Origin of the sequence: Anaerosalibacter massiliensis, assembly GCF_024623155.1 — a bacterium.
GTDB lineage: Bacteria > Bacillota > Clostridia > Tissierellales > Sporanaerobacteraceae > Anaerosalibacter > Anaerosalibacter massiliensis.
In genome coordinates this window covers 24,951-38,501 of record NZ_JANJZL010000001.1, presented here as the reverse complement: position 1 = coordinate 38,501, position 13,551 = coordinate 24,951, and the positions used below count along the sequence as shown (strand labels likewise).

Here is a 13,551-nt window from a genome sequence, read left to right as displayed (position 1 = left end):
CCTGTTTCATAATATAATATAAATATAATTTAAGATAATATTAGTTCATTATATAATTTTATTATATAAATTTAAGAATATATTTACAAGTTAAAAAGTTTTAACAATAGAGGTGAAAAAATGACAATGAATCCAATATCCGAAAAAGAAGAAGTAAAACGTCTCCTAATATTAGCCATTCTAGCTGGTAGGATAATGCTTAAAAATGGCGCTGAAACTTATAGAGTTGAAGATACAATAATTAGAATATGTAAATCTAGAAAAAATATTAAATACGTAGAATCTTTTGTAACACCTACAGGAATATTTGTATCTTTAGAATATGGGGAAGAAGTTTTATCATATCTTCAGAGAATAAATACTATAAAAATTGACCTAAATAAAATAAATATGGTAAATGATTTTTCAAGACAATTTGTATCATCAGATATGAATATAGAAGAGGCAACAAAAAAACTTAAAAAAATTGATGATATTGATAATTATAAAAGTATTACTAGATTTTTTTCTGGAGGTATTATTTGTGCTTTTTTTTCTTTATTATTTGGGGGAAGTTTTCTTGATTTCTTGGCAAGTTTCTTTACAGGAATAATAGTTGTAGCAATTTCTACTAAATTAAATAACCTAGGTATTACATTCTTTATAAGTAATTTTTCTGGAGCAGCTATCGCTTCATTATTATCAATATTATTTGTAAAAATTGGTATGGGAACAAATATTGATAAAATTATAATAGGTTCTATAATGTCATTAGTTCCTGGAGTAGCCATAACCAATGCTATTAGAGATACTATGTCTGGAGATTTTGTTTCTGGACTTTCTAGAGGAATGGAAGCTGTAATAACAGCAATGGCTATAGCTTTTGGAGTAGGTATGGTACTAAAAATATATTTTAAGGGGTTGATTTAATGGAGCTTTTTAAACAATTTATATTTTCTTTTTTTGCCACTATAGGAGCTGCAGTATTATTTAGCATACCAAAGGACTCTATAATATCAGCTGGTGCTATAGGAGGTTTTGGATGGATAATTTATACTTTTATCTTAAATCAATATTCTTCAGCTGTAGCTGGCACTTTCTTTGGTGCCTTAACTGTAGGTATATTAGGAGAACTACTAGCTAGACATTTCAAAAAGCCAGCCACAGTTTTTATTATACCTGGTATTATACCATTGGTACCAGGAGCAGGAATGTACTATACAATGTTAGCTCTAATAGAGAAAAGATTTTATGATTCTGTAAATATAGGAGCAGAAACTTTATTTATTGCAGTAGCTATTGCTATTGGTATAGTCATGTCCTCTTCCTTAAGTCGATCAATAAAAAGGGTTAAAAATAAATCAAGGTAATTTTTCATTTTGTATATTTCAATATAGTGTCAATTAAATCATCTAGCACTTTTTCATCTGTACTATTGTCTAAAGAAGCTTTTATGCAATCTTTCATATGATCTTCTAAAATCATACCTCCTACCTTATTTAATGCAGCCCTTGCTGCAGCAATCTGTACAAGGATATCGCCACAAACTTTATCTTCTCCAACCATTTTTTGTATACCTTTTACTTGTCCTTCAATTCGTCTTAATCTATTTATTATAGCAACCTTCTTTTCTTCTTCTTTACCCACCCTAATACCCCCTTTATAATATTTTAACCATTTCAAAACTTAAATTATTAGTCTCTTTTACTTTTTTATCTATTTTTCTAAGGATCATATAGGATATTGCTAAAAATATTAATCCTACTAGGAAACTATAGTTTTCATAGCTTTTTATGCCCATAGACTTAAATATATACATACTTGCAAAAATGCCTAATAATAACATAAAAAATGGAATCATATATGTTATTATTGCATATTTCAATATGCTTTCACCTTTAGCTCTTAATTCTATATAATCTCCTGCACTGGCATTTAAAATATTAGGCACAGTTATTTTAATGCCCGGTACACGACAAGTACCTGAACAACTATGACAGCTATGTCCACAAGCTGTCATACGCTTTATTTCAACCTCTGCCATATCATCCTTTATTTCAGTTACAAGTCCAACTTGATCCATATAATCCCTCCTAACTAATTAAATCTTTAACCACTTCTGAAGCAATCATTAATCCTGCTACAGGTGGAACAAAGGAAACACTTCCTGGAATGGGCTTCCCAGTTTTTTGATCTATTAAATCTACTTTAATAGGTTTTTCTCTAGACCATATAACTTTTAGAGAATCTATATTTCTTTTTCTTAATTCCCTTCTCATGACTTTTGCCAATGGACAAACACTCGTTTCATATATATCTCCTACTTCTAATACTGTCGGATCTAATTTATTTCCTGCACCCATACAGCTAATAATAGGCATATTCACATGGCTACATCTTTCAATTAGAGCTAGTTTTGATGTCACCATGTCTATTGCATCTATTACATAGTCATACTTTTCTTTCAACAAGAAGTCTAAATTAGATTTTTCCACTTTCGTATTAAATACTTTAATATTTACCCATGGATTAATATCTAAAATTCTTTCCTTCATAATTTCAACTTTATATTTTCCTACAGTACTATGTGTAGCATGGATTTGTCTATTAATATTTGATATATCTATTATATCATAATCTACTAAAACAATATTGCCAATTCCTGATCTTACTAATGCTTCTGCAGCATAGGAACCTACACCACCTATTCCAAATACACAAACCTTTGATTTTTTTAATATATCCATATTCCTTCTTCCTAAAAGTAATTCTGTTCTTAAAAAAGAATTATCCAAAATTATCACCTACATTATGAATACTTTCCAGGGCAAAAGCCCTGGAATAATTATTTTTCTAAATCCAATTTCATATGAACCTCTTTAAGCTGTTCAGAATCTATATAAGTTGGTGCTCCTGTCAAAAGACAGGTTGCACTTTGAGTTTTTGGAAAAGCAATTACATCACGAATATTATTTGTATCAGTTAGAAGCATTACTAATCTATCAAATCCATACGCTATTCCACCATGAGGAGGAGTTCCATATTTAAATGCCTCTAATAAAAATCCAAATTTGTCCTTAACTTCTTCTTCTTGAAGTCCTAAAGCTTTAAACATTCTTTCTTGAAGTTTGGAATCACTAATTCTAATACTTCCTCCTCCCATTTCATCACCATTTATAACAATATCATAAGCTTTTGCTCTAACGTCTTGGGGTCTAGTTTCTAAAAGATGAATATCCTCTTCCATTGGATGAGTAAATGGATGATGTTTAGCTACATACCTTTCTTTCTCTTCATCATATTCGAATAAGGGAAACTCTGTTATCCAAACTAATTTTAAATCATCTTTTTCTATTATATCAAGTCTCCTTGCAACTTCTACCCTTAAATTGCCTAAACTATCAAATACTACTTTAGATTTATCTGCTACAAATAATAGCAAATCTCCTTTATTTCCATCCATTCTTTCAATTATTTTTTCTAGCTCTTCTTCTTTTAGAAACTTAGCAATAGGCGAAGAAATACCTTCTTCTGTTATCTTAATCCAAGCCAAACCTTTTGCACCAAAATCCTTTATATAAGATTCTAATTTAGAAATATCTTTCCTTGAAAAATTAGATTCATGGCCTTTTATATTTATACCTCTTACTTCTCCATTATTTTTTATAGTACCACTAAATACTTTAAAATCTGAGTTGGCAACTATATCCGTTATATCTTTAAGCTCAAAACCAAATCTTAAATCTGGCTTATCTGAACCAAATCTTTCCATAGCCTCATTATAAGTCATTCTTTTAATAGGCAATTCTATTTCTACACCTTTTATTTCTTTAAATATTTTATATAAAAGCTTTTCATTTATTTCTATTATATCCTCTATATCTACAAAGGACATCTCTATATCTACCTGTGTAAACTCTGGTTGCCTATTTGCCCTTAAATCCTCATCTCTAAAGCATTTTACTATCTGGTAATATCTATCCATACCTGCAACCATTAAAAGCTGTTTCATCAGTTGTGGGGATTGAGGAAGAGCATAAAATTTACCAGCATTAATCCTACTAGGTACTAAATAATCTCTAGCACCCTCAGGGGTAGGTTTAGTAAGCATAGGGGTTTCTATTTCTACAAAATTATTTTCATCTAGAAACTCTCTTATTATTTTACTAGTTCTATGTCTTACTTTAAGATTATTTTGAATAGATGGTTTTCTTAAATCAAGATACCTATATTTTAACCTCATATTATCAGCAACATCATCATTATCTTTAATATAAATTGGAGGTGTTTCTGATTCATTTAATATTTTTAATTCATCTGCTATTATCTCTATTTCTCCAGTGGGAATGCTAGGATTTATAGATTCTCTTTCTCTGACTTTTCCTTTAATTGCAATAACATACTCACCTTTAACTTTTTCTGCTTTTTTAAATAGATCTTCTGAAATAGTATCATCAAATACAATTTGTGCTATTCCCATAGTATCTCTCAAGTCTGCAAATATTAGAGAACCTAAGTTTCTTTTCTTTTGAACCCATCCCATAAGCACTACTTCTTCTCCAATATTTGAACTTCTTAGCTCTCCACACATATGAGTTCTTCTTAGTTTACCCATTTTTTCAACCATATTTCTAACCTCCCATAATATTTTCAAAAATAAAAAAACTCTCATCCATGAAACTCAGGGACGAGAGTTTATATCTCGCGGTGCCACCCTAATTAGGTATTGTACCTCGCTTTTTTTAGACTTATTGACTCAAAGGTGTCTTCATTAAATATTGACATCGGATTTCCACCATCACCGACTCTCTATAGTCTAGAAATTTAACTACTACTCCTTATCCTAGTCTTTTAATATGTTTTTATAATTATAAGATAAAAATTATATAGTGTCAATGAGCTTTCTTTTTCTATCTGCCATTTCTTCTGTTCTAGTCAAATATTCTCCCAAATTTTTTACATTGGGTACTCTTTCAAATCTATTTTCATCAGGATAAAAAATTTTAGACACTCCTCCTGCACCTACTGCTATTATAGTTTCTTTTTCTTCCATTATAAGCATATTATAAATACATTCTTTGCCTTTAATTGAATATCCTATGTTCTCAAAGTTACCTAACATTTGTTTTTGCCTATATAGATAGTAGGGTAAAAGCTCCATATTTTCTGCATACTTTTTAGTTAATTTTAACATAGAATTAATAATTTCTTGATCTTTTATCGAATAGCTACTAATCTTTTTTCTAAATTCAGAAACTCTTTTAACTGTCAGTGTATGGACTGTTAAACTTTCAGGATTTAACTTAGATATAATTTCTAATGTATTTTCTACATCCCTTATATCTTCTCCTGGAAGTCCAATTATTATATCCATATTTATATTAGAAAAACCTGTTTTTCTTGCTAATTTAAATGTTTTAACTATATCTTCATCTGTATGTTTTCTACCTATTAATTTTAAAGTCTTTAAGTTCATAGTTTGGGGATTTATACTTATCCTATCTATATTATTTTCTTTCAACATATGAAGCTTTTCAGAAGTCATAGTATCAGGTCTACCCGCCTCAACAGTTAACTCTTCTATATTATTCCTTCCAAATAAATTATATATAGTCTTGATTATTCTATCTAAGTTTTCTGTAGGTATAGCAGTGGGAGTTCCACCCCCTATATAAACTGTACATATTTTCTTATTTTCCATAAACTCTTTAACCATATTTAGCTCATATATAAGTTTTTCTGTATACTCATCTACATAATTTTTACTTATCTCTAGAGAATTAGAGGGAAAAGAACAATATATGCATCTAGTAGGACAAAATGGAATACTTATATATAAACTAAATCTATCCTTAGATAATGGATAGATAAATCCTCTTTGTCTTTTAGCTATATCAATAATTAATCTAGCTCTATCAGAATATAATTTATACTCATTTATAAGAATATTATATATTTTTTCTTCTCCTATTTGTTTATCTATTAAATCATGTACAATTTTTACTGGTCTTACTCCTGTAAGTATTCCCCAAGGAGCCTCCACTTTAGATATATTTGATATTGCTTCATAAATACTTTGTTTTATACCAACCTTAATCTTTTTATTTAAATCATCTCTTTTAACATCAATACTATTAATAGAACTTACTAAATATTTACTTATTATTTTTCCATCACTTACAATTTCAGTGATAGAAAAATAATCATCTTCATTTTGTTTTAAATAATTTTTTATTAATATTCCATTTTCATTATAATCTTTTTCGTCTTCTATAAATTTAATATCTTCTCCAAAGAAAAATAATTTAGTTAGTTCATGAACTTCATAGTTATACATATGCCCTTCTAAATAGATCAATATCATCTTATCACCTTAAGTTCTTAAAATACTTATAGATATTCTTTATCTTATAATAAATGGATTAGAAACTTTCTCTCTACCTATTGTTGATGATGGACCATGACCTGGATATACAATAGTATCATCTGAAAAAAGAACTAACTTTTCTTTTATTGAGTTAATGATTTGCTCATAAGAGCCTCCTGGAAAATCTGTTCTTCCTATTGAACCTGCAAATAAAGTATCTCCAGTAAATAAACTACTATCTATATTTATACTTATTCCTCCTGGAGTATGACCAGGTGTGTGAATTATTTTAACTAAATAATTTCCAAAACTAAGTTCTTCTCCATCTTTTACAAACCTATCAGCTTCTAGTTGAACACTTCCTGTAGCCATCACACTAGATAAATTTTTAGTTCCATCGTTTAACAATTCCCTATCACCTTCATGAATTAAAATAGGTGCCTGAGTTCCTTCTTTTACTTCTTTTAGTCCACCTATATGATCTCCATGTCCATGAGTAAGAATTATATATTTTACATCTAAATTTAATTCTTCTATCCTTTTTAATATTCTATCTCCTTCTTCACCTGGATCAATAACTATACCTTCCTTGGTATCCTCACAATAAATAATATAACAATTAGCAGCATATACTCCTACTGTCAATCTTTCTATTTTCAAAATATCCCTCCTAAAAATTTTTTTTACTATCTAAAAGAATAGTAACTGGTCCATCATTTTCAATACTAACTTTCATGTCTGCACCAAATATACCTTCTTTTACTTTTATATCATATTTTTTACTTTTTTCAATAAAGTTTCTATATAATTTTTCAGCCATATCAGGTGAAGCTGATGATGTGAAACTTGGCCTTTTACCCTTTCTAGCATCTCCATACAAAGTAAACTGGGATACTACCAATAATTCACCTTTAATATCTAAAAGTGATAAATTCATTTTTTCATTTTCATCCTCAAATATTCTAAGACCAAGTATTTTGTTAACTAAATAATTTAAATCTTCTTCAGTATCTTCTTTACCCACTCCTAGAAATACTAACAAACCCTTATCTATTTCTCCAATCTTTTTATTATCAACAGTAACACTACTATAGTTAACTCTCTGAACTACTGCTCTCATTCTTTTTCATCCTTTCTTTACGATTAAGTAGTCACCCTATAAGCATCCATAACACCTTTTACTTTTTTTATCTTTTTAACTAATTGTCTTAACTGTTCCACATCTTTTATTTCAAGGGTTATATTCATAAGAACTAACTTTTCTCTATTTGTCCTAGCACTTAAAGATATAACTGCTAATTTTGCATCAGTTATCTTTTGAGTTATATCAGTTAAAATTCCTGGCCTATCAGTAGCCTTTATTTGAATTTCTGCTTGATATGAAGCTTTTTTGTCTTCAGCCCACTCTACATATATAAACCTTCCACTACTTCCTAATTCTGTAATATTAGGACAATCACTTCTATGGATAGAAACTCCTCTTCCTCTAGTTATATACCCAACTATATCATCTCCTGGAACTGGGTTACAGCATTTAGAGAAACGGACCTTTATATTGTCCACTCCTTTTACTGTTACACCCTGCTCTGCTCTTTCTTTCTTTTTTGGAGCTTGGGGAACAGTTTTAGGTTCTATGATGTTTTTTTCATCTTTTATATCATAATGCTCTTTATAAAACTCTTTAAGCCTAGGCATTACTTGACTTAAAGTCACACTTCCATAACCAAGCCCAGCATATAAATCATCTGTAGTATTTAAACTAACTTTACTTGCAATATTTTTCAACCAATCTTCTTTTAAAATTTCTGTTAGTTTAAATCCTTGTCTTTTTACCTCTTTTTCTAACATATCTTTTCCTTTAATAATGTTTAAATCTTTTTCTTCTCGTTTAAACCATTGTCTAATCTTAGTTTTGGCTTGACTACTTTTGACTACTTTTAACCAATCTCTACTTGGTCCTGTATTATTTGCAGAAGTAATTACTTCTACTATATTTCCATTTTTTAATTTATAGTCAAGGGGAACAATTCGTCCATCTACTTTAGCACCTACACAATTATTTCCTACGGCTGTATGGACTCTATATGCAAAATCTATAGGTGTAGAACCATTAGGTAGACTAATAACATCTCCCTTTGGAGTGAATACAAAAACTTCATCTGTAAAAAAATCTATTTTAAGAGATTCCATAAATTCTTTAGGATCCTTCATATCTTTTTGCCACTCTAAAAGTTGTCTTAACCAAGATAATTTTTCATCAAAATTATCTGTCTTTACAGTTCCTTCTTTATACTTCCAATGAGCTGCAATTCCATATTCGGCAGTTCTATGCATATCCCAAGTTCTTATTTGAACTTCAAAAGGTTCTCCTTGAGGTCCCATGACTGTAGTATGAAGAGATTGGTACATATTAGGTTTCGGCATGGCTATATAATCTTTGAATCTGCCTGGAATAGGCTTCCACATAGTGTGCACTATACCTAATGCTCCATAACAATCCTTAACTGTATCTACAATTATCCTTACTGCAGTTAAATCAAATATTTGTTCAAAACCCTTATTTTGATATACCATTTTCCTATATATACTATAAAAATTTTTGGGTCTACCGCTTATTTCACAGGATATGTCCATTTCTTCAAGTTTATCCTGAAGTGTATTTATTATCATTTGAATATAGGCTTCTCTTTCTCTTCTTTGTTTAGATATTTTATCTACTAATTTATAATATCCTTCTGGATCTAAAAATCTTAAAGATAAATCTTCTAACTCCCATTTTATTCTTGAAATACCTAATCTATGTGCAAGAGGTGCATAAATTTCCAATGTTTCCAAAGCTTTTTCTTTTTTCTTCTCTTCGCTCATATATTCTAAAGTTCTCATATTATGCAATCTATCTGCCAATTTAATTATTATAACTCTGATATCCTTAGCCATTGCTACAACCATTTTTCTTAAGTTCTCTGCTTGATTTTCTTGCTTAGTTTTATATTTTAATTTCTTAAGTTTTGTAACCCCTTCTACTAAATCTGCTACTTCTTTTCCAAACTCCTCTTCCATTCTTTCATAACCAATATCTGTATCTTCTAATACATCATGTAAAAGTCCTGCTATTATAGTGTCAGTATCCATATTTAGCTCAACAAGTATCATGGCTACATTATAGGGATGGACAAAAAACCTTTCCCCTGAATTTCTATACTGACCTTCATGAGCAGCTTCTGCAAAACTATAAGCTTTAATAACCTGTTTCATATTAGCTTGTGGATTATATTGTTGTATTTTTAAAATTAAGTTTTCTAACATAAATTCACCCACTCATTTCCTATTTACTATGCCCTTTCCTAGATAATACCCTTATTAAATATAATTATTTAAACTATATAAGTATTTTACTTTAGATGTTTCTCCTATGTCAATTTTTTCATTAGAATTTTCCAATACCTTTATAAAATAAAATTTACCCTTATAAACAAAATCTATAAGATTTATATCTTTAAATATTTCAAATATTAGATCTAACTTAAACTTTGTTATATTTCTAGCTGATTTTTTATTTATGGATCTTAAATATACATATGGTTCAATCTTAAAAGCCTTTCCTTTCGCAGAAATAAGCGTTTTATATACTACTCTCATTTCATCTATTGTTGGAATAAAAGAGTTGATTAATTCTTTATTTTTATCAATATCCTCTCTAGTGAATAAAGTTTGAATATTCAAATTCTTTGATTCATCTATAAATTCAAATAAATTATTTTTATCAAAACTTAGATCATACAATATAATATTTTTATAATCTTCAAGTTTTAGTTCTGACAAAATAGGAAGTATAACTAAATTATTTGTTTTTCCTTTATTATTAAAATTATAAGTAATAGATGTCTTTCTAATTATTTCTCTTCCTTCCATTTTTATAGCTTTTAATATTTCTTCCAAATTAGAATAATTAAATACTAATACAATTGTTGAATCTTCATTTTTTAATTTATCAATAATAAAATCTAATCTATCTACCTTAGAAGAAAAATCTAAGTTTACAGAATTATAAGAATGATTTTTTTTACTTACTTTAAAACAGTTTTTCATATGGCTATGATAATCATCATACATATTAGATTGATAAAAATCTAAATCTGCTATTTCTCTAATATTAAATTGAGGATTTATCATTCCCCTATATTCATTAATCTCCAATGTAGTTATAACATTTATACTATCCCCAGGTCTTAATACATTATCATATTCACCAAAGTTAAATGCTATAGCATCTACTTTGCTTTCCTCTTTTTCTAATACTAATTTTAAATGTTTATTATCTCTTCCTACACTTCTAATATTATCAATATTTGCATTTTTATATATGAATTGTGGAGAAGGATTACCTACACCAAAGGGTTCAAGTTCCTTCAATTCTTTTATAGTTTTTAAATTTATATCATCTGAATTTAATTCACTATCAATAGATATTTCCGGAATAAAATCTGCTTCAGTCAAAGTATTTTCAACTATATTATTTATTTTTTCTCTAAAAACTTCTATATTCTGAGTCTTAATAGATATACCTGCTGCTTGCTTATGACCTCCAAATTTTTCAAATAAATTACTACATTCAACTAAGCCATCATAGATGTCAAAAGTTGGAATACTCCTTGCTGATCCCCTAGCCAAGTCTCCCTCTATGGAAAATAAAATTGTAGGTTTAAAATACTTATCTGTCAATTTAGAAGCACATATTCCGATAATACCTGAATGCCATTTATCAGAAGCTAATACTATTGCTTTATCTTTTTCTAAGTCTATTTCATTTTTTATCAATTCTTCTGCTTCTTTCAATATCTCATCTTCAATTTCCTGCCTTTTTTTATTTTCCTCATCTAATTTTCCTGCTAGTAAAGTGGCTTTTTCATAATCCGTAGAAAGAAACATTTCAACACCAGTTGATGCAGCTCCTAATCTCCCTGCTGCGTTAAGTCTAGGACCTAGTACAAAACCTAAATGATAGGATGATATTTCTTTATCTTTAAGTCCTACAACTTCTAAAAGAGCCTTCAACCCAATATTAGATGTATTAGCCATTATCTTAAGACCATTTTTGACTATAACTCTATTTTCACCAATTATAGGCATTACATCTGCTACAGTTCCAACAGCTACTATAGGCAATATTTTTTCATAATCTATAGGAATATTTAATTCCTTTGATAAACCTTGTATTAATTTAAAGGCTACACCTACTCCAGCTAATTTTTTAAAGGGATAAGAACAATCTTCCCTGTTAGGATTTATAATAGCAATCCCCTCTGGAAGTCTATCTCCACATTGATGATGATCTGTAATTATAACATCTATACCCTTTTCATTTAGATAATTCACCTCATCTATGTTAGTTATTCCACAATCAACTGTAATTACAAGAGAAGCACCTAAACTATGTATTTTGTCTATAGCATTTCTATTTAATCCATAACCTTCTTCAAGTCTATTTGGTAGATAATAGAAGTAATCTACATCTATGTTTTCTAAAAAAAGCAATATTGTAGAAGTACTAGTAACTCCATCTGCATCATAATCCCCATAAATACATATTTTTTCACCTAAATCTATAGCTTTAACAATTCTTTTAACAGCTTGTTCCATATCTTTTAACAAGAAAGGATCTATTAAATTATTTATATCTGTATTTAAAAATTCTTTTCCCTCTTCTACATTCTTAAATCCTCTATTTATAAGTACTTTTGCTGTAATAGGAGAAATATTTAACTCCTTACATAATATATCAACTTCAGAATAATTTTCTTTATACAAGCTATATACCTTATTAAACTTTATCACATAATCACCTCAAAATTTAGCTCTTCTGTTCATCTATAATATTGCTATCCTTTTCAATGTCTAATGTATTTCCATTTTGTTCTTCTAGAAGAAATCTCAATTCATTTTTTTCCACCTCTATAGATTCTATCTTTTTATTTAACTCTTTAACTTTCTTCTTAAGTTTAAAATTCCTTACACTCCCCATAATTGCTACTATAACTGCCCCTAAAATTGCAGAAATTAGTATAACTAATGCTTGGGATATACTTACTTTTCCAAATATAAAATCTATAAGAACTTTATTAGCATTTTTTAATGCAAATATAGCTACTAGAATTGCAAACAATAATGAAAATATGAAACCTTTCTGCATAATATTTCCTCCCTGATACATGATTTAATAATATATTACAATCTTTTTAGATAAAAAGAAAGTCTTTATTTGTTTTATACTATAAAAAACTGCCTCTCGGCAGTTTTTTTATATTTTTCTAAGCTTTTCTAGGATTATATTTTGCATCTTTTTCCTTTGATTTAAATACATACCACAAAGGACTTGCAATAAATATAGAAGAATAGGTACCAGCAATAACGCCAATAATTAATGGAAAAGCTAGTATTTTAATATCTTCAACTCCTAATATATACAATAATACAATTGTAATTAAAGTAGTTATAGAAGTATTTATAGTTCTAGTAACAGATTCTTTAATACTTTTATTGATAATTTTTTCATGAGATTCTTTTCTTGATAATCTTTCGTTTTCTCTAATTCTATCAAATATAACTATAGTATCATTTATAGAATAACCTAAAATAGTTAATATAGCTGCAATAAAAGAGCCATTAATAGGTATTCTAAATATTGCATATACTGAAAGAGTAACAAGTACATCATGGGCTAATGCAATTATTGCAGATATAGCAAACTTAAATTCAAACCTCCATGAAATATAAATAAGCATTGCTACTGCAGCTAGAACTGATGATAATAAGGCCTTCCTTCTTATTTCTTTACCCATTGTTGGACCAAATTTCTGAGATTGAACTAGATCTTCATCTTTTAAATTATATTTTTCCTTAAATTCATTAAACATTTTATTTATTTCCTTGTTATGGAAATCTTTCTTACTCTTAATTTGTATCTCGTCTTTTTTATCTCCTGAATGGACTATACTTGCATCTTTATCAAACTTATCTGTGATAGCTTTGACCTCATCTACAGATATTTTTTTGCCTATTTTAATTTGTATTAATGTACCACCTTCAAAATCTATCCCTCTATTTAATCCATTTACTGCCATCATTATCATTCCAAATATAATTATTATTAAAGAAATAGAGAAAAATATCTTTCTATTTTTTACTATATTCACCTATAATCACCC

13 protein-coding genes and 1 other annotated feature are annotated in these 13,551 nt (G+C 28.6%); of the genes, 2 read left to right on the top strand and 11 right to left on the bottom strand.

The annotated features are described in order from the left end of the window. The first annotated feature begins 120 nt into the window (after nt 1–120). Complete coding sequence (locus tag NSA23_RS00280; RefSeq protein WP_257490026.1) at nt 121–909, top strand: threonine/serine exporter family protein; 789 nt, start codon at nt 121–123, stop codon at nt 907–909. Next, nucleotides 909–1,349: a threonine/serine exporter family protein gene (locus NSA23_RS00275; protein WP_257490025.1), complete on the top strand. Its 441-nt coding sequence runs from the start codon at nt 909–911 to the stop codon at nt 1,347–1,349. Before NSA23_RS00280 ends, NSA23_RS00275 begins: the two co-directional genes overlap by 1 nt. Before the next feature lie 4 nt (nt 1,350–1,353). Here NSA23_RS00275 and NSA23_RS00270 read toward each other — a convergent pair whose 3' ends face one another. The 11 genes from NSA23_RS00270 to secF all read right to left on the bottom strand — a co-directional run bounded on the left by NSA23_RS00270 (nt 1,354) and on the right by secF (nt 13,539). After that, nucleotides 1,354–1,626 carry a metal-sensitive transcriptional regulator gene (locus NSA23_RS00270; protein ID WP_042682133.1) on the bottom strand — a complete coding sequence of 91 codons (273 nt, stop codon included), beginning with the start codon at nt 1,624–1,626 and terminating at the stop codon, nt 1,354–1,356. A gap of 13 nt (nt 1,627–1,639) precedes the next feature. After that, nucleotides 1,640–2,062: a SoxR reducing system RseC family protein gene (locus NSA23_RS00265; RefSeq protein ID WP_257490024.1), complete on the bottom strand. Its 423-nt coding sequence runs from the start codon at nt 2,060–2,062 to the stop codon at nt 1,640–1,642. Nucleotides 2,063–2,072: 10 nt separating this feature from the next. After that, complete coding sequence (locus NSA23_RS00260) at nt 2,073–2,783, bottom strand: tRNA threonylcarbamoyladenosine dehydratase (RefSeq protein ID WP_246119207.1); 711 nt, start codon at nt 2,781–2,783, stop codon at nt 2,073–2,075. A 41-nt stretch (nt 2,784–2,824) separates the two neighbouring features. Continuing rightward, complete coding sequence (gene aspS / locus NSA23_RS00255; RefSeq protein WP_257490023.1) at nt 2,825–4,606, bottom strand: aspartate--tRNA ligase; 1,782 nt, start codon at nt 4,604–4,606, stop codon at nt 2,825–2,827. Between the two features lie 53 nt (nt 4,607–4,659). Continuing rightward, nucleotides 4,660–4,833: a binding site (T-box leader), on the bottom strand. Nucleotides 4,834–4,861: 28 nt separating this feature from the next. After that, a complete protein-coding gene (gene hemZ / locus NSA23_RS00250) occupies nt 4,862–6,316 on the bottom strand; it encodes a coproporphyrinogen dehydrogenase HemZ (protein WP_257490022.1) in 1,455 nt (484 codons plus the stop codon). 66 nt (nt 6,317–6,382) lie between these two features. Then, entirely contained in the window at nt 6,383–7,006 is a 624-nt protein-coding gene (locus NSA23_RS00245; RefSeq protein ID WP_257490021.1) for an MBL fold metallo-hydrolase, read from the bottom strand. 10 nt (nt 7,007–7,016) lie between these two features. Further along, complete coding sequence (gene dtd / locus NSA23_RS00240; RefSeq protein WP_042682146.1) at nt 7,017–7,466, bottom strand: D-aminoacyl-tRNA deacylase; 450 nt, start codon at nt 7,464–7,466, stop codon at nt 7,017–7,019. 23 nt (nt 7,467–7,489) lie between these two features. After that, on the bottom strand, nt 7,490–9,652 hold the full coding sequence (locus NSA23_RS00235; protein ID WP_042682148.1) for a RelA/SpoT family protein: 2,163 nt from the start codon (nt 9,650–9,652) through the stop codon (nt 7,490–7,492). A 54-nt stretch (nt 9,653–9,706) separates the two neighbouring features. Continuing rightward, on the bottom strand, nt 9,707–12,181 hold the full coding sequence (gene recJ / locus NSA23_RS00230) for a single-stranded-DNA-specific exonuclease RecJ (RefSeq protein ID WP_257490020.1): 2,475 nt from the start codon (nt 12,179–12,181) through the stop codon (nt 9,707–9,709). Nucleotides 12,182–12,197: 16 nt separating this feature from the next. After that, nucleotides 12,198–12,536 carry a LapA family protein gene (locus NSA23_RS00225; protein ID WP_257490019.1) on the bottom strand — a complete coding sequence of 113 codons (339 nt, stop codon included), beginning with the start codon at nt 12,534–12,536 and terminating at the stop codon, nt 12,198–12,200. A gap of 118 nt (nt 12,537–12,654) precedes the next feature. Next, nucleotides 12,655–13,539, bottom strand: a complete 885-nt coding sequence (gene secF / locus NSA23_RS00220) for a protein translocase subunit SecF (RefSeq protein WP_257490018.1) — start codon at nt 13,537–13,539, stop codon at nt 12,655–12,657. Nucleotides 13,540–13,551 lie beyond the last annotated feature (12 nt).